Here is a 17,019-nt window from a genome sequence, read left to right as displayed (position 1 = left end):
CCAAATAACGTAATTTTGCGTTATTCATCTACAAAGGGGCAATAACTATGATGACATTTTTTACAATCTTGTTGGTATTAATCGGACTTAATGTGGCGATGGTCATTGCAAGCTTACAAAATGCTAGTAAAAAGTCGAAAAGACCTACAAAGATGATTTCAGAAGAAAATCAATCTGTAATTTATCCGATTAATCTAATTACTTCCAACTACAAAAAAGCTGTTTAGTTTATACCTTTGTAAGGTATGAAACAGTTTTTGCTTATATTTCTTGGTGGTGGTATAGGAAGCTTTCTACGGTACATTATTTCCAAATCCTTAAATACGTATTACCCCAATTTTTACCTTGGTACTTTTTTAGTCAATATTTTAGGCTGCTTCATAATAGGTATCTTAATAGGAATTTCCATTAAGAACAATTACCTAAGCGAGAACCTTATTTTATTTCTAGCAACTGGTTTTTGTGGTGGCTTTACAACCTTCTCCACATTTGCATTGGAAAGCCATATCCTATTTAAGGAACATTCCATCTTATATATGTCCGTTTATCTAGGTCTAAGTATAATAATCGGTATCCTCGCGATAGCTTTAGGACTATATATTTGCAAGTTGTTATAATTTTAACAGCTGCCCCTTCATATATCATTTATCAAACATTTTTCATCTTTTTAATTGTTTTTTAAACAATTTCCACCAAAAAGAGGCTTTTTACTGCATTATCTACAAAACATGCCTCATTTGCATAGGTTTGGTTATTCAAATTCATAAAATAATACAGTTCAAATATCAATACCATTAATTTTTAGGGGGGTTATTTATTATAAACATAAAAATGAAGGCAATACCCCCCTTAAAAGAAGGGGTGTTAATTATTTTAACATACATTTGGCCCATCTAAAACAATTAGTACAATGAAAAAAATCGAGGCAATTATCAGAAAATCCAAGTTTGATGAAGTCAAAGAAGCATTGCATCAAATAGAGGTCAATTTCTTTAGTTACTGGGATGTAACGGGAGTTGGAAATGAAAAACAAGGTCATGTATACCGTGGTATTTCCTATAGTACCACAGATATCCAAAGAAGATATCTAACCATAGTTGTATCCGACGAGTTTGCAGAGAAAACCGTTAACGCAATTTTGGAAACCGCTTATTCCGGGAATGTAGGTGATGGTAAAATATTTGTTTCTGATGTCATAGAGGCATACCGAATTAGAACAAAAGAAAGCGGTCACGCAGGTATCAACTAAAAAATCAACTAACTAAAACTTTTAAAAAATGGACGCAGGATTATTTACAGCGAATAACGTATGGATGATGTTGGCTACCGCTTTGGTATTCTTCATGCATACCGGTTTTGCCTTTTTGGAAATAGGTTTAACCGGACAAAAAAACACGATTAACATTTTATTTAAAAATATATTTATCATTACCGGAGGACTTTTATTGTATTATGCCTTCGGATTCAATCTTATGTATCCCGGTTTTGAGGATGGGGACGCAGGAATTTTGAAATTTGCAGGTTTTGGAATCGGCGCACCGGAAGGTGGTATGACACCTGATTACGCTGATGGAGGCTACACTTGGTGGACAGATTTCCTTTTTCAAGGAATGTTTGCTGCAACGGCAGCCACTATTGTATCCGGAGCAGTTGCCGAGCGTATCAAGATTGGTTCCTTTATGATTTTCACAATTATCTATGTAGGATTGGTTTACCCAATCGTAGGTGCTTGGAAATGGGGTGGAGGTTTCTTGGATTCATGGGGATTCTATGATTTTGCAGGTTCAACCTTAGTTCACTCCGTAGGTGGATGGGCAGCATTGGTAGCTGTTACTCTTTTGGGAGCAAGAATTGGAAAATTTGGTAAAGACGGCAAACCAAACGCTATCCCAGGTCACAATATTCCTTTAGCGACCGCGGGAGTTTTAGTTCTATGGTTGGGATGGTTTGGATTTAACGGCGGTTCAGTACTTTCAGCAGATCCGAATTGACCTCTTTAGTATTGGTAACTACAAGTTTAGCCGCTGCTGCGGGTGGTTTTGGTGCTATGATAACTTCCACCATTCTTTATAAGAATCTTGATCTTACCATGTTCCTAAATGGTATCCTTGGTGGATTAGTAGGTATTACTGCAGGTGCAGATTTAATGTCCCCTAATGAAGCCGTCGTGATAGGGTTCTTGGCAGGAATACTAATTGTATTTGGTGTTGCACTAATCGATAAATTAAAATTGGATGATCCCGTTGGTGCTATAGCAGTTCACTTGATTTGTGGTATTTGGGGAACTTTGGCCGTAGGTATTTTTGGAAGCAAAGCAGGTATAGATCAATTGTTGACCCAATTATATGGAGTGTTGATTATTGGAGCCTTCTGCGTCGTGAGTGCAGGTATTATACTTGGTATACTTAAGGCCACTTTGGGTCTAAGAGTTTCCGAGAGATGAGGAATTGGAAGGCCTGGATATCCATGAGCACGGAATGGATGCTTATGCTGACTTCAGAATGAACCAACATTAATAATATTGAACAAAAAACGGAGCGTTCTGCCAAACGCTCCGTTACATAACCTTTTCATTTTTATTTACAATTAATCACTTAAAAATAATCCGAAGGATTCAAAATTTAAACATATGAAACAGATTATAAATACAAAATTCGTAAAAAATATCTTTTTGTCAACATTGGCCCTTTTTTCAGCGGTTTCGATAATGGCACAGGAAGAGGAAAGTGCTTCAAAATTTTCTTTAAGCGGTTCTATTGATGCCTATTACAGGACTACCTTCATGGATGGTGGTGACGCTACAACAGCTACCCCAACTTCTTTTGCCAATCAAACTGGATTTGCTCTAGGTATGGCCAATTTAATAGGGACTTACGACATGGGAAAAACAGGAGTTGTTGTGGACTTGGTATTTGGACCTAGAGGTACAGAGGCCACCTTTAATAATGATGTTTTAAATGGAATTATAAACCAGGCCTATGCCTATTGGAATGTTTCCGAAAAAACTACCTTAACCATAGGTCGTTTTAACACTTGGGTAGGGTATGAAGTTATTGCTCCAGCCGCAAACTTCAACTACAGTGTATCCTACTTGTTCTCAAACGATCCTTTTTCACATCTTGGTGCCAAAGCTGATTTCGCCTTTTCTGATGATGTAAGTTTAATGCTTGCCATCACAAACCCTTGGGACACCAATGATATTAGCGGTTCAGGCGTTTATGCTGTTGGAGGACAATTAGGTGTTTATGGTCAATATTTGAACGTTTATTACGATGGTGGTAGTGAAGTTGCAGGAGGACTTGGTTTCGAAATCGACTATACCGGAGGTTTTGACCTTTCCGATAGCTTTTTCTTTGGTATCAATGCTGCATATAATGATAATTCACAGACGAATAGCGGATTCTATGGAGCAGCCATATATCCGCAGATAACTACATCAGAAAGTTTTGCCATTGGCCTCAGAGGTGAATATTTTGCGTACACCGAAGAAGGCTTTGATGATGTTCCTGTGACTGCCCTTACCTTGACAGGAAGCTTTACAAAAGAAAATTTGATCATAAAACCAGAAATTCGTTTGGATAGCTTTGGTAAGGATAATGAGCCATTTTTTAATAGCAATGGAGAGTTCACGAACAGCCTTTCTTCTTTTGCCTTGGCCGCCATCTACTCATTCTAAACAGAATCAAATCAAGGACTAATCGATTTTTTGTTTAAGTTGAAAAACCCGGTGGAATCACCGGGTTTTTATTTTTTATCAAATTTTTTGACTCCAGCCAAAACTTTAGTATCCAAATGGTTTACGGATGGCACTAATGGGCAGGAGTATTTTTTATTGTAGGCACAATAAGGATTATAAGACTTATTGAAATCTAGGATTATGGTGCTTCCATTGGGGATCCTTAAATCCATGTAGCGTCCTCCACCATAAGTTTCTTCCCCATTTGTTAAATCAGTAAAAGGGAGAAAAAGATAATCTTCATACCCTTCCTTCTTCATAAGTTCAGAATTTTGGTAAACTTCTAAATTGAATGGCTTTCCATTAATTTCAAATCTTACCTTGGCATACACCACTTCTTCCGATTGCCTATCCGTTGTTGTAGGCATTAAAAATGGGATGGCATCCGGGGTTCTTATGAACTCAGCTTCAACAACATAATTTGTATCCGGAGCGAAAAAATCAAGCCCGTTAAAATCTTTTCTAAATCTATCTGGTAATGGGGATTCCTCCGGATCCTTAAACTCATCATTAAGTTTTTGTTGATGTGCTAGTATATCGGCAATCTTATCGGTAGGAGCCTGGGCTACCAAATTGGGTTTTGCGTCGTGATATTTCTTTTCTTCCTTACACCTAGTTAAAAAACAAATTGAAATAAGTGTAAAAATCATTAATCGATACATTGTTCTATATTTTTTACTAAAGTACCATATGATTTTATACGAAAACAGATTTGATCAATTGAGAGACATTGGAAATCCCAATATTATTGTTCCTCGATGATATCATAGCGCGCATCCTTTAGATATTTTGCTATCATCGCATTAAACTCCGGCGTAATTCTAAATAGTGCGGTATGCTCAAGACCATATAGCTCTTCCTTATTGTCATAACCAGTCTTTAATAATTCTTCCGGATAAAATATAGCTGTTCCATAATCCTCCACTTGGGAGCTATAGGAAATTACCCTTAGATAATTTTCAGGACTATCAGGGTCTGTAATGGTTTTAAGCTGATACAAAAAATTCAACGCCTCTAAATCAACCTCCCGATTGGTGGAAATAATATTAATATTATCAGAAATCAATGCATTTAAAAACCCTCTAAGCCTACTTGACATCCTCAATTCAAATTCGTTACCGCTCTTGTCCATCTTATCCAATTCGGACATTTGAAAATTCCACCATCCCAAATTATTGTAGTTATAGGTAAAGATATCCTCTTCTAGGTAATACCCATAATCTTCCTTGGTCAGGGATTCTTTTAAAAAGAAATTGTCTTGTAAGCGCTTCTTGGATCTATATGTTTTGCTCCTTCTAAGAACTTTTTTGGATATTTTTAAAGAGTCTAAATCCCCTAAAGGGTTGTACACCTCTATTGAATTATCCAAGACATTTTCAGCAAGTAGTGGCTTATCATTGTATAGTAATTTATTGGCCTTTATTAAGGAACTCTCATAATAATCAGTGATAAGGCTGTCATTTTTTGGAACATTTCCCTTGGCCATTTCAGATAGGGTAAACGACCTTAAAGCCCAAGCTATCTCTTCCATCGGAGCCCATTGATGTTCTCCTTCAAACAATATCAATAAATTTGGAAAATTAAGATTGTCCAAAATCATTTTGCTCTCTAACAACTCCCTATAATTATAATCCGATCTTCCAGCGATTCCAATAAAATAAAATGGACTTTTTCGCGTAAGGACCTCCGTATTCGCAATTGCCGCACCACATGAAAGTACACCCCTAATATCTTTAATAAATGTTGGCAATAGCGTTGCAAAACGTCCTCCATCCCCTATTCCCCCAACGTAAGTCCGTTCTTTATGTATGGGAATCATTTCATAAACAGCATTAAACATTCTATTGGCTATCAATACATTTTGGGACAGACTCAGAGTATCCTTTATGTTATTAGAACTGGCCAAAATATAACCTTCCTGTTCCGCTGCGGTGGCAAACATGGAAATCACGGACTTGCTTTTCCCATTCATATCAAAAAGAAAAAGAACCGGCCAGGCCTTAGACATGGTAAAATTTGTAGGTACATATAGGGAGAACGACTCATTATTTTCTCCTTCTATTGCTATGGCCAAACTATCGTTGATGGTTCCTTTGGCAATTTTTAGTTGTTGCGAAAAAACTGTCAATGGTAAAACCAAAAAAATCAAGGGTAATAATTTTTTCATATTTAAAACTACTACAAAAATCTAGCCAAAAATTAAGCTATAATTAAATATTCAGTCCGATTCATATGGTCACTTTTATTAAATTCAATGTGGTTTCTCAATTTTTCTAACCGGATTCATTGGTGCATTCGAAATCACTTGCGAAAGAACAATATTAGTCCTAGTTTCTCCATATTGGATTAATTTGTCAATAAATCTTTCCGAGATGAAATTGGTCCTTTAATACAACTTCCATAACTATATTTTCATTACCGGTAATTCTATAACAATTAACTACTTCTTCAAAAGAATTCACTATGGCCAAAAATGGCTTCAATTTTCCCATAAACGCCCTTAGGGTAATAATGGCCTTCAACTGATGCCCAGTATGGGAATGGGAGACTTTTGCGTGATACCCAGTTATTACACCCAGATCCTCCATCTTCTTGACCCTTTCCCCAACCGCGGGTGCCGTTAAGCCAATAGACCTACCAATATGCGCAAAGGATTCTCTTGCATTGTCCTGAAGCTTTTCCAAAATTTTCCAGTTAAGCTCATCAATTTTTATATTCATAATTTTTTGACCAATTATATTTTGCAAAATAAAGTAAATTTAATAAATAGCTTAACAAACAAAAGATAAAAACCATTGGTCTGTTGTAATTTTATAGTATATCAAGTTCTAAAAACTTAAGATGTCCCATAAAAATCTTAGAAATATCCCAGTATATAAAAAGGCTTTGGAACTTTGCCGAATGAGCAGGGAAATAGCCTCCTATGTTTCCTTTAACAAGGATCTTTTGAGACTATATGAAAGTAATAGTCTTAGGGATATCATTGCCAATTCTATCTTAACTGACGCGATTTTAATTCCCCAAAAAATAGCATTGGTAGAATCGTCTCGCTCCACTTCCGAACGATTACAAAACGTCTCCTTCATTAATATTATGATTAGGAATATTCACTCCTATTGCCTTGGTTTAGAAAAGGATGGGGTTAAAGAAACGGAATATATCAACCTACTCCGTTCCGAGCTAAAAAGCTTTAGAAAATATTATAGAAAATGGAAGGTCTCCATTAGATAACGCACAAATATCACATAATTAGCATTTAAAAGGAGTAAACGAAACTTCAATTAACTTCCTTGTCCTACGTAGAATGACTTATTTTTGATTTTTAAACTACTCGCTTTGAAAATCATTATTTTAATCAATTGTCCCGATCAAAAAGGCATTATTAGTTCGGTTACCGGGTTTATACATAATCATAAAGGCAACATTGTTTATCTCGGATCAACATGTAGATAAATCTGCTAATGTTTTTTTTATGCGCTTGGAGAGCGATTTTGAAGCTGTTGATTTGGATCTTCTCCGAGAAAAACTTCGAACTACAATTGGCTCTTACCTATCAAATGCAATGGAGTCTACATACCGATAGCAAAAAACCTAAAATGGCTCTTTTTGTATCCAAGTACAACCATTGCCTTTATGACTTATTGAGTAGGTTTAACTCGCGGGAACTCCCTGTTGAAATACCTTTTATACTTAGTAATCATCCCAACTTAAAATATGTTGCGGATCAATTTGATATACCTTACCACCACGTACCCTTCAGCAGAGAAAACCGAGAGGCCTGTGAAAAGCAACAAATAGCCCTGCTTGAAGACTACAAGGTTGACTTTATTGTATTGGCACGTTATATGCAAATTGTCAGTAGTAACTTAATTAATCTTTATCCTGACAAAATTATAAATATCCACCACTCCTTTTTGCCCGCTTTTGCCGGAGCCAAACCTTATCATGCAGCTTTTGAAAGAGGAGTTAAAATTATTGGGGCGACCAGCCATTATGTTACAGAGGAGTTGGATGCTGGCCCTATCATTGAACAAGATGTAACAACTGTTTCCCATATACACTCTATTTCTGACTTTATAAGTAAGGGCCGTGATTTGGAAAAAATTGTCCTTTCTAGAGCCGTTAAACTACACGTACATAGAAAAACAATGGTTTACAACAATAAAACTGTGATTTTCTCGTAAACCATTTAATATCACTTTACAATTATAATTTATGAGCAAAAAGTTTGGAACTATCGTCCTTTTATTTATGCTAGTATCCTGTAATGAATTACAGCAAGTTGTTAATCAATTGCCTTCAGGAACTACTTTAGGAAACGCCGAAATTGCAAATGGTCTAAAGGCCGCTCTTGAAAAGGGCATTTCGGAACAGGTTAGCAAACTAACCAGGACGGATGGCTTCTTTAAAAATGAACTGGTCAAAATTCTATTACCGGAAGAACTTAAAAAGGTGGATAAAACCCTTCGAGATATTGGGTTGGGAAATTTGGCCGATGAGGGGCTAAAGGTGTTGAATAGAGCCGCTGAAGATGCCGTTTCTGAGGCTACTCCCATATTCGTGGATGCGGTAAGAAGTATGTCCTTTAATGATGCTAAATCCATACTACTTGGTGGTGATAATGCAGCTACTGCATTTTTGAAGCAGCGAACAAGCACTGCTTTATACGACAAATTTAATCCAGTAATCAAATCCTCTTTTGAAAAAGTGGGTGCAGACCAAATTTGGAGTAATTTAATAAATAGGTATAATGCCATTCCTTTGACCAATGATGTAAATCCTGATTTGACCGATTATGTTACCCAAGAAGCCTTAGATGGGGTATATACAATGATTTCACTTGAGGAAAAAGAGATCAGAAATAATGTGGCTGCAAGAACAACAGATCTGCTTCGTAAGGTTTTTGCCTTGCAGGATTAATTTTCTTCGCTCACAACAATATATCCCTATTTTTGACGTTAATTTTTTATATGTCAGTCTATTAAAGGTAAAGTCACCTTTCAAGATAATTCTTATTTTTTCAAATTTTTGAGTTAGTATTTTTTGAGTTAGTTAGTTAAAAAACCGGTGTCCCCACCGGTTTTTTTGTTTTGCAAATATTCCTTCAAGCCAAAGGAGCTTCCCAATTTTTCAGTTTAAAGAGGTAAATTATTATCGGGGCTTACCATTTTAAGAGGTTTTTAAGAAATGTGTCCTGTATTATGATTAATTTAAGACTTTGCTAATTCATCAATCTAAATAATAATCATGCTTCAAATAAGAATCTTAATCACATTCTTACTTTTGGGCGCTTATGGATTTTCCAAAAATAGTATAACTATCGACCCTTTAAAGGTCAATGGAAAAAAAGTGTCCCAACCAATATTGGACAAGGCAAACATCCTATTTTCCGAGAAAAAATTTCCGGAGGCCATTGAATCCTACAAGGAAGTCCTAGAAATGGAGGAAATGGAACATGCTCCCGTTCTAAAGAAAGTGGCCCAAAGTTATTCTGCGTTAAAAGATGTAGATCACAGTATATCCTATATAGAAGAATATCTTCATGCTGACTTTAATACGGACGTCTTGGCAGATTCATGGTTTGATGGGATTAGGGAAACAGAAAAATTTGTTGAAGTATCAGAAAAATATACCCCAAAATTTACGGTCCGGTCTTTTCTGTATCTATATGTTTGCCTAATTGGTTTTTATACAGCCGTTGTTATTCAATTTAACAAAAAAATAGATAAGGTTGCCAAGGTTCTTATTAGCAGTTTCATTTTTATCCACTCGTTCTTTATACTACACATTTGTTTTAATATCACCAATTATCACTACAAATTTCCCCATACATATTTAATGTCAACGGGGTTTAGTTTCCTATATGGGCCACTGCTCTACTTTTATTTTAAAAGAACCACTCAAAAATATCAGTTTAGGATTAAGGACCTGCTGCATCTTTTGCCTACTATTTCATTTCTAATTTATGCCACTCCTATATACATGTTGCCGGCGGATGAAAAATTTGATTTGATGCAGTCCAATGCTGGTGGAAATTTAAATCTTGGAGTCTCTAGCGAACTCATGATAATTGTGATTCTTAAGCTAATATCCTTAATGGTTTACGGATTTTATATAAGAAGACTCTACATGTCATCTAAAAATCAGGAGGGAATCAACAGAGAAAATAGAATTTGGCAAAGAAACATCTATTTCATTCACATTTCCTATGTATTCTGCTATGCCGCCTACGGGCTTTTAATCACCAACTACCAAATGGCCGATTTCCTAATACACATTCAGATTATTTGTATGGCCGCCATGGTAATGTATATTGGATATTGTGCGAACGTACAACCCAGTGTTTTTAATGGAACTTCATCCTTTAATAAAATATTCTTCAAATATGAAAAATCGGGATTGACCAATAGCCTCTCAAACGAGCTAAAAGAACAACTTATCCAACTTTTTGAGGTGGAGAAAATACACAAGGAAAACGACTTAAACCTAGAAAAAATATCAGAAAGACTCAATACCTCAAGGCACAATGCCTCTCAAGTTATTAATGAGCATTTTGATATGAACTTCAACGAATTGGTAAACAAGTATCGAATAAACGAAGCAAAGAAAATATTCCATACAGACTTTCAAAAAAACCTCAACATCATCGATGTTGCCTACGAAGTTGGTTTTAATAACAAGGTAACCTTTAACAAGGCGTTCAAAAAAGACACACAAGTTACACCTAGCGAATATCAACGAACCGTTTGTTCCCAAGTAATTCGTTCGTAAAGGATTAGTAACCTTCAATCGGCTACGTAAACGTTTATAAGTGTTTCCCTTTGTTCACTTTATAGCCCTTTATTTTGAAGTGAATCTATAATTGTATAAAGCAGCTCTGAAGTACATCTTCCCAAGGAAATAGTATTTAAAACCTCAGGAGTTTTGTTTGAATTAGTCATCAAACCCTTTAGGGCTGCACTTTACTTCAATTTTTATTTTTACACATTTCCCTTTTAATCTCCTCTTAAAACTGCAGGAATTTTCAATTCTCAATAATTTTCACTTAAAAATCGAGAAATAGGTAGATCCTTTCCCCTTATTTTCAATTTTTAAAAATATAACGCAACCAAGACCAATTGTTACAAAATGTAAAAAAGACGTAAAGATTTATCGGAACGGTAAACGTTTATAAGCATTTCCCATATTAGGTGGCATACCCTGTTACTTTGGCCTGAATGACTAATACAACAATGGTTCCTAAAAGGTTCAATCCAAAAAAGCGCTATCGGCTTTTCTAAAATGCGACATGCCCGCTAAGGGTTCAGGCCATTAAGACCATTGCATGTTTAAAGTGATTCATAGCTAACTCATTTAAATCTTTACGTATGAAAAAAAAATGTATTTGGTTGTTTATGCTTTTTCTAACCGGAATAACATGGGCATATTCACAACAAAAAACCGTGACTGGTAATGTAGTGGACGAAGGAGGTGTTCCTTTGCCCGGTGTCAATATTTTGATAAAGGGTACAACTTCAGGAATCCAAACCGATTTTGACGGAAACTATGCCATTGAAGTCTCACCGGGAGATGTATTGGTGTTCTCCTATATTGGCCAAAGTACAGAGGAACGAACCGTTGGTGCTGAAAATGTTATCAATGTCACAATGGTCGAAGATGCCCAGGCCCTACAGGAAGTAGTCGTAACCGCTCAGGGTATTGTACGGGAAAAACGATCACTAGGATATGCCGTTACTACCGTAGAATCGGATAAAGTGGAATCTAGACCTGAAGCCGATATCGGTCGCGTGCTTAGTGGCAAAGTTGCGGGGGTCAATATAACTTCGAACAATGGCCTTTCTGGTTCCGGAACAAATATTATTATTAGGGGTTATTCCTCTGCAACCCAATCAAATCAACCCTTGTTCATTGTGGACGGGATTCCATTTGATTCTGGCACCAACACACAAAGCGATTATTTGGATGGTAACACCGAATCCAGTAGGTTTTTGGATATAGATCCCAACACCATTGAAAATGTTAGTGTCTTAAAAGGCCTGAGTGCCACCGTACTTTATGGAAACAGGGGTAGAAATGGGGTAATCTTGATTACTACTAAGAATGCCAGCTCCGGAGAAACGAAAGGAAAAAACGAAGTAACCATCAGTCAATCAGTATTTGCCTCAAAAGCCATTCTACCGGAATACCAGGATAATTATGGAGGTGGATTTCATCAAGGTTTTGGATTTTTCTTTAGCAACTGGGGATCTAGATTTGATAGAACGGATGACGATGGTATTGCGAATGCAGGTCAATATATTGGAGATGCAAGCAACGGCAGTGCTTTGTTACAGCATCCCTTCAATTATATAGCAGATCCATCCCTGATCGCAGGATATGAAGATTTATTAAGTCAACCTTATGAATACAAACCTTATAATGGCGTAGAGGAATTTTTTAGAACGGGATACGTATACAGTACTTCGGTCAACGTCAGAGGTGGTTCGGAAAGGATTAACTTCAATGCAAATTATGGCAGAACTGAAGATGCGGGTGTTACTCCTGGAAATAATCTGCTCAGAAATAACTTTAGTATTGGAGGTAATGCAAGGCTAAGCAATAACTTAACGGCATCCGGGGTTTTTAATTTCATTAGAACTGGTTACAAGTCCCCCCCAAATGCAGTGAGTACAGGAAGTGGGGCTGCCTTTCAGGGCTCCGCAATATTTGGTGATGTCCTATATACGCCTAGAAGTGTTGACCTTACCAACCTACCTTTTCAATCTGCGGATGGTAGAAGTCTCTACTACAGGTCGCGGTAATGATATCCAAAATCCGTATTGGACGATAGCCAATTCCAAAACCTCTCAAAACACAGATAGATTTTTAGGTAATATGTCATTGAGCTATGCTTTTAACGACTGGCTAAACCTCTCCTATAGAATGGGCCTTGACACCTATACGGAAATGAATTCCTACGGACAAAACAAAGGTGGTGTGGATGGCCCTGCCCTAGGTATTTTAAGAACATCAGTAGTAAGAAACTCCATTTGGAACCATGATTTGGTACTTAGTGCAAATAAAGATATTACCGAAAATTTAAACTTACAGGCTACCCTGGGAGCTAATAGCAGAAGGGATACATTTTCACAAGATGGTTTGGAGAGTACAGGTCAACTGGTATTCGGTGTTCGGAGCACTATAATTTTACCACACCTTCATCCATAAATTCATTTTCCAGTCAGAATATGAATCAGGATTTTGAGGAAAACTTAGTAGGCCTTTATTTGGATGCCACTTTCTCTTACAAAGATTACCTATATCTAAATGTCGTTGGAAGAAATGATTGGTCCTCCACTCTTGAAAGGGAAAACAATTCCTTATTCTATCCTGGGGCCAGTATTTCCTTTGTACCTACCACTGCTTTTGACAACATTCAAGGAAATGGTCTCAATTACATGAAGTTACGTTTTGGCTATGGCTCCTCTGCTGGTTTTCCAACACCGTTCAACACCAGGGACGTACTTACCTTGGGGGCAAGAAATCTTTTGGATATCAACGGCAATGTTATTTCAGGAAACACAGTTTCGAACACTTTGGGGAATCGTAATCTAAGACCGGAAAAAGTAGAGGAACTGGAAATAGGTATAGATACACGGTTTTTTAATAGGCTTAACCTAAATGTTAGTTTGTACAATAAAACTACAACGGATTTAATTACCAACAGGACCTTGGATAGTTCCACAGGTTTCCTAAGCACTTTTGTAAACATCGGTGAGATGAAATCTAAAGGGGTAGAGGTAGATTATGATATTGACATATTAAAAAGTGGTGGAGACAGATTTGGCTTTAATATTGCCGGTAATTTTACCGCTAACGAAAGTATCGTCACTGATTTAGCCGAGGGTACCAACAACATACTTTTGACACAGGCTATTTCGGGGAAGCTGCCAACTATGCTGTAGAAGGTAGGCCTTTCGGTGTATTCTTGGGAACTACTTTTCTAAAAGATGATAATGGTGACAGAATTGTAGGAGGAAATGGACTTTATTTGGTCGATAATAATATATCCGAAATAGGTGACCCAAACCCAGTTGAATCACTGCGTTGATTCCCACCTTTACATACAAAGGAATCACACTCTCTGCAAACTTGCAATATCGACACGGGGGTGATATTTATTCTGTCACCTCAGCCGCTCTACTTGGAAGAGGAACTGTGGATGCCGATAATCCAATTGATAGGGAATCAAACTATGTATTGCCCGGAGTGCAGGCTGATGGCTCCCCAAATGATGTAGCGATCAGTTCCACAGAGTTTGGCTTTAACACCTATTTTGGTGGTGATATCAATGAATTAAGTGTATTCGATGGTACAACCATTAGACTACAAGAAGCTTCCCTAGGATATTCCATACCAAAAAAATTGTTGGAAAAAACTCTATTTGGCAATTTATCGTTCACACTCTCCGGAACAAATCTATGGTTCAAGGCTGTGAACTTTGAAAGCACTTTGAATTACGACACAAATGCATCAAGTACCGGTGTAGGCAATGGGCAGGGTATTGATTTTATTACAGGTCCATCCACAAGAAGGTATGGTTTTACCGTAAGGGCATCCTTCTAATAACTATGAAAAACAAAAACAGTATTATGAAAAAAACATTCAAAAAAATTGGCCTACTATTGTCCAATATAGCAATGATATTACTTCGGGTTGTGATACCACGGAACTTTCAGTGATTCCTAGTCCAAATGCCCTTAATCCTGAACAGGCAAGTGTAGATTTCTTTCTAAATCAAATTCAACAACAGGTCGCGGAAATTCATTCCGGGGAAGAAGATCGAAATGAAAACGGTTTAAGTCAATTTGGAATGCAGCCTGTACGTATGCTCAATGGTGGGGGACCCACCTATAGAGAACTGAACGATCCCGATGATTTTGACAGGGTTTGGGATAATGTCTATGCCCGTGCATTGATAGACATACGAACGATGAACCCTTTAGCGGAAGAAGCCGGACAGTTTACCCATATAGCCATTGGACAAATTTTGGAAGCTTATATGATGATGTCAATGGTAGATTTCTTCGGTGATGTTCCCTATTCAGAAGCCGTAAGTGGTGGAGAAGGAATTCTAAATCCCATAGTTGACTCCGGGGCATCCATTTATGCGGCGGCTGATCAATTATTGTTGGATGCTATCACCAATTTAAACAAGGAAGAAATTGCCCTACCCACTAATGACCTTTACTATGGAGGAGATGAAAGCAAATGGATAAAAGCGGCAAATACCATGAGGCTTAAGTTGTATCTACAGACAAGGTTGGCCAGCGATGGTGGATTTGGTGCATCAGCATCCACTAGTGCAATTAATTCAATTATTGCAGATGGACAACTCATCTTGGACTCAGAAGATGATTTTCAGTTTCAGTGGGCGACCAGTAATGCTGCACCAGATAGCAGACACCCATACTTTGCAGCAAATTTTGATGGACAGGGACCTAGTTCTGACTTCTATATGTGTAACTACTTTATGAATCTTTTAGCGAATCAATACAATGAGGCGGATCCAAGAATTAGATATTATTTTTATCGTCAAGTAGGTGATTTTTCGGATGCCGATGTTGTTACCAAGGAATGTGTGACCGAAATTTCCGGACCCTCATGGTGGGGCGGCGACCTACCCTATTGTCTAGTTCCTAATATAAATGGAATAGATGGGCTTTGGGGAAGAAACCACTTGGATAATGACGGTATTCCGCCGGACGAGCAATTTAGGACGGTCTTCGGAGTATATCCGGTAGGTGGGCCATTTGATGACAATTCCTTTAGAAATGTTTCCGGTTCTGCAGCGGTCAACGAAGGACTGGCAGGAGCGGGTATCTCCCCGTTTTTGATGTCTTCCTATACCTATTTTATGTTAGCGGAAGCTTCACTTACATTAGGAATGCACAGGAGATGCTAGAACTTATCTTGAAAATGGTATAAGGGCATCTATAGGTAAAGTGATGGCTTTTGGGGCCAGTCTCGGCGGAAGGTAGTGGATATGTGCCCACTTCTAGTGCAATAGACAGCCATATATCCAATATTTTAAATGCATACGATGCAGGTTCAGAAACAGATAAACTAAGAATTATTGTGGAACAATACTTCATAGCACTTTGGGGCAATGGAATAGAGGCCTACAATACATACCGAAGAACTGGACAACCGGACAACCTTACACCTGGATTCTTTTTGGAAGATACCGGTACATTTCTTAGGTCTAACTGGTATTCCCAAACCGCATCAGACAATAATACCAACATAACCCAAAAAGCAGCTCCGGACACCCCAGTTTTTTGGGATACCAACCCTGCAGGCTTCGTAGATTAACAATCTTAAAAACAAAACAATGAAAAGAAAAATAAACTCAATAATTCGTCTACTTTGTATATCCCTACTTTTTGTAGGCTGTGAAGAGGAAGATAAAAACCCGTTGAATCTGCTTGAACCCGAAAATAGTAAGGCACCCTATGTTAGAATAGTGGTAGAGCAGACTATTGTAGCGGCTGGCGATATTGGTAGTAGTTCCTTTAACGGAACAGTGGACGCATTAGATAATAATGTAAGTTCCTGGGAATTAAGCGTAAGTAGGGAATCAGGAGGTGTGGCAAGTGATACAGTTCCGTTGACGACCGTGACAAGTTTCCCAACTGAAATATCCATTCCGTATACGGATATAGCCGATGCTCTTGGAATAACTACTGATGATATCTCGGGAGGTGATTTTATTCGGTTTTTGGGGAAATCAACCGGACTGGATGGATCTGTATTTGCTTTTGAGAATTTTACGGGCAGCATCACGGGTCAACAAGAACAAAGACAGGCCTACAATTTTATAGTCCTTATTAAATGTTCTCCAATTAATGACGCAACAGTACCTGGGGTATGGACAATAGATATGCAAGATCTCTATGGTGATGGATGGGACGGTGCATTTGTGACCTTTGAAATTGACGGGGAGTCTACCAATTATACCTTTGGTGCTGGTTCGGAAGCATCCTTCGATGTTGAGGTGCCTGTTGGTACTTCAAGTCTGGTAATTTCATACACCAGTGGCGCATTCGAGGAAGAACATGTGTATACTATAACAACCCCGAGATGGCGATGTGAGAGGTCCATTTGGACCAAACCCGTCCCCTTGTATTAACTAACCAATCTTTAAAATGGTTGGATTAAGAGAGTCGCCTCTATTCATCAATCAATAATAGGGCGGCTCTTATTTTTAACAACCTTGGAATAATAATGTTATAAAAGCTATA

Annotated in this window: 15 protein-coding genes and 3 pseudogenes; 15 read left to right on the top strand and 3 right to left on the bottom strand. The window is 37.7% G+C overall.

Translation table 11 applies throughout. The features are described 5' to 3' along the window. Positions 1-245 precede the first annotated feature (245 nt). From crcB to NYZ99_RS05200, 4 genes and pseudogenes are all read left to right on the top strand, one after another. Complete coding sequence (gene crcB / locus NYZ99_RS05215) at positions 246-617, top strand: fluoride efflux transporter CrcB (protein WP_260574201.1); 372 nt, start codon at positions 246-248, stop codon at positions 615-617. Positions 618-910: 293 nt separating this feature from the next. Continuing rightward, the gene (locus NYZ99_RS05210) at positions 911-1,249 is read left to right on the top strand and encodes a P-II family nitrogen regulator (RefSeq protein ID WP_260574200.1); all 339 of its coding nucleotides are present in this window, start codon (positions 911-913) and stop codon (positions 1,247-1,249) included. Between the two features lie 28 nt (positions 1,250-1,277). Continuing rightward, positions 1,278-2,516 (top strand): annotated as a pseudogene (locus NYZ99_RS05205) (ammonium transporter). Positions 2,517-2,629: 113 nt separating this feature from the next. Next, the gene (locus NYZ99_RS05200) at positions 2,630-3,676 is read left to right on the top strand and encodes a porin (RefSeq protein WP_260574198.1); all 1,047 of its coding nucleotides are present in this window, start codon (positions 2,630-2,632) and stop codon (positions 3,674-3,676) included. 68 nt (positions 3,677-3,744) lie between these two features. On the opposite strand, the gene NYZ99_RS05195 is transcribed toward NYZ99_RS05200, so the two are convergent. From NYZ99_RS05195 to NYZ99_RS05185, 3 genes and pseudogenes are all read right to left on the bottom strand, one after another. Continuing rightward, a complete protein-coding gene (locus NYZ99_RS05195; RefSeq protein WP_260574196.1) occupies positions 3,745-4,398 on the bottom strand; it encodes a DUF1684 domain-containing protein in 654 nt (217 codons plus the stop codon). An 83-nt stretch (positions 4,399-4,481) separates the two neighbouring features. Beyond that, entirely contained in the window at positions 4,482-5,903 is a 1,422-nt protein-coding gene (locus tag NYZ99_RS05190; RefSeq protein ID WP_260574194.1) for an alpha/beta hydrolase, read from the bottom strand. An 84-nt stretch (positions 5,904-5,987) separates the two neighbouring features. Next, positions 5,988-6,456 (bottom strand): annotated as a pseudogene (locus tag NYZ99_RS05185) (Lrp/AsnC family transcriptional regulator). 121 nt (positions 6,457-6,577) lie between these two features. Between NYZ99_RS05185 and NYZ99_RS05180 the strand changes: the two are divergent. The 11 genes and pseudogenes from NYZ99_RS05180 to NYZ99_RS05130 all read left to right on the top strand — a co-directional run bounded on the left by NYZ99_RS05180 (position 6,578) and on the right by NYZ99_RS05130 (position 16,907). Then, positions 6,578-6,967 carry a hypothetical protein gene (locus NYZ99_RS05180; RefSeq protein WP_260574192.1) on the top strand — a complete coding sequence of 130 codons (390 nt, stop codon included), beginning with the start codon at positions 6,578-6,580 and terminating at the stop codon, positions 6,965-6,967. A 105-nt stretch (positions 6,968-7,072) separates the two neighbouring features. After that, positions 7,073-7,920: pseudogene (purU, locus tag NYZ99_RS05175) on the top strand (formyltetrahydrofolate deformylase). A 31-nt stretch (positions 7,921-7,951) separates the two neighbouring features. Then, positions 7,952-8,656: a DUF4197 domain-containing protein gene (locus NYZ99_RS05170; protein WP_260574190.1), complete on the top strand. Its 705-nt coding sequence runs from the start codon at positions 7,952-7,954 to the stop codon at positions 8,654-8,656. A gap of 327 nt (positions 8,657-8,983) precedes the next feature. Beyond that, on the top strand, positions 8,984-10,507 hold the full coding sequence (locus tag NYZ99_RS05165; RefSeq protein WP_260574189.1) for a helix-turn-helix domain-containing protein: 1,524 nt from the start codon (positions 8,984-8,986) through the stop codon (positions 10,505-10,507). 596 nt (positions 10,508-11,103) lie between these two features. Continuing rightward, positions 11,104-12,537: a TonB-dependent receptor plug domain-containing protein gene (locus NYZ99_RS05160; RefSeq protein WP_260574187.1), complete on the top strand. Its 1,434-nt coding sequence runs from the start codon at positions 11,104-11,106 to the stop codon at positions 12,535-12,537. Further along, positions 12,506-12,943, top strand: a complete 438-nt coding sequence (locus NYZ99_RS05155) for a hypothetical protein (RefSeq protein ID WP_260574185.1) — start codon at positions 12,506-12,508, stop codon at positions 12,941-12,943. Before NYZ99_RS05160 ends, NYZ99_RS05155 begins: the two co-directional genes overlap by 32 nt. Next, a complete protein-coding gene (locus tag NYZ99_RS05150) occupies positions 12,859-13,680 on the top strand; it encodes a TonB-dependent receptor domain-containing protein (protein ID WP_338039436.1) in 822 nt (273 codons plus the stop codon). Before NYZ99_RS05155 ends, NYZ99_RS05150 begins: the two co-directional genes overlap by 85 nt. Positions 13,681-13,867: 187 nt before the next feature. Further along, a complete protein-coding gene (locus tag NYZ99_RS05145) occupies positions 13,868-14,341 on the top strand; it encodes a hypothetical protein (protein ID WP_260574183.1) in 474 nt (157 codons plus the stop codon). A gap of 112 nt (positions 14,342-14,453) precedes the next feature. Further along, positions 14,454-15,680, top strand: coding sequence for a SusD/RagB family nutrient-binding outer membrane lipoprotein (locus NYZ99_RS05140; RefSeq protein WP_260574182.1), 1,227 nt, complete (start codon positions 14,454-14,456; stop codon positions 15,678-15,680). A gap of 50 nt (positions 15,681-15,730) precedes the next feature. Beyond that, positions 15,731-16,090 carry a SusD/RagB family nutrient-binding outer membrane lipoprotein gene (locus NYZ99_RS05135; protein ID WP_260574177.1) on the top strand — a complete coding sequence of 120 codons (360 nt, stop codon included), beginning with the start codon at positions 15,731-15,733 and terminating at the stop codon, positions 16,088-16,090. Positions 16,091-16,109: 19 nt separating this feature from the next. Beyond that, a complete protein-coding gene (locus tag NYZ99_RS05130) occupies positions 16,110-16,907 on the top strand; it encodes a hypothetical protein (RefSeq protein WP_260574175.1) in 798 nt (265 codons plus the stop codon). Positions 16,908-17,019 lie beyond the last annotated feature (112 nt).

This window comes from Maribacter litopenaei, from assembly GCF_025244665.1.
In the GTDB taxonomy this organism is placed as follows: Bacteria; Bacteroidota; Bacteroidia; order Flavobacteriales; family Flavobacteriaceae; genus Maribacter; species Maribacter litopenaei.
The sequence above is the reverse complement of the archived record's forward strand: the minus strand, read 5'-3'. Positions and strand labels throughout refer to the sequence as shown.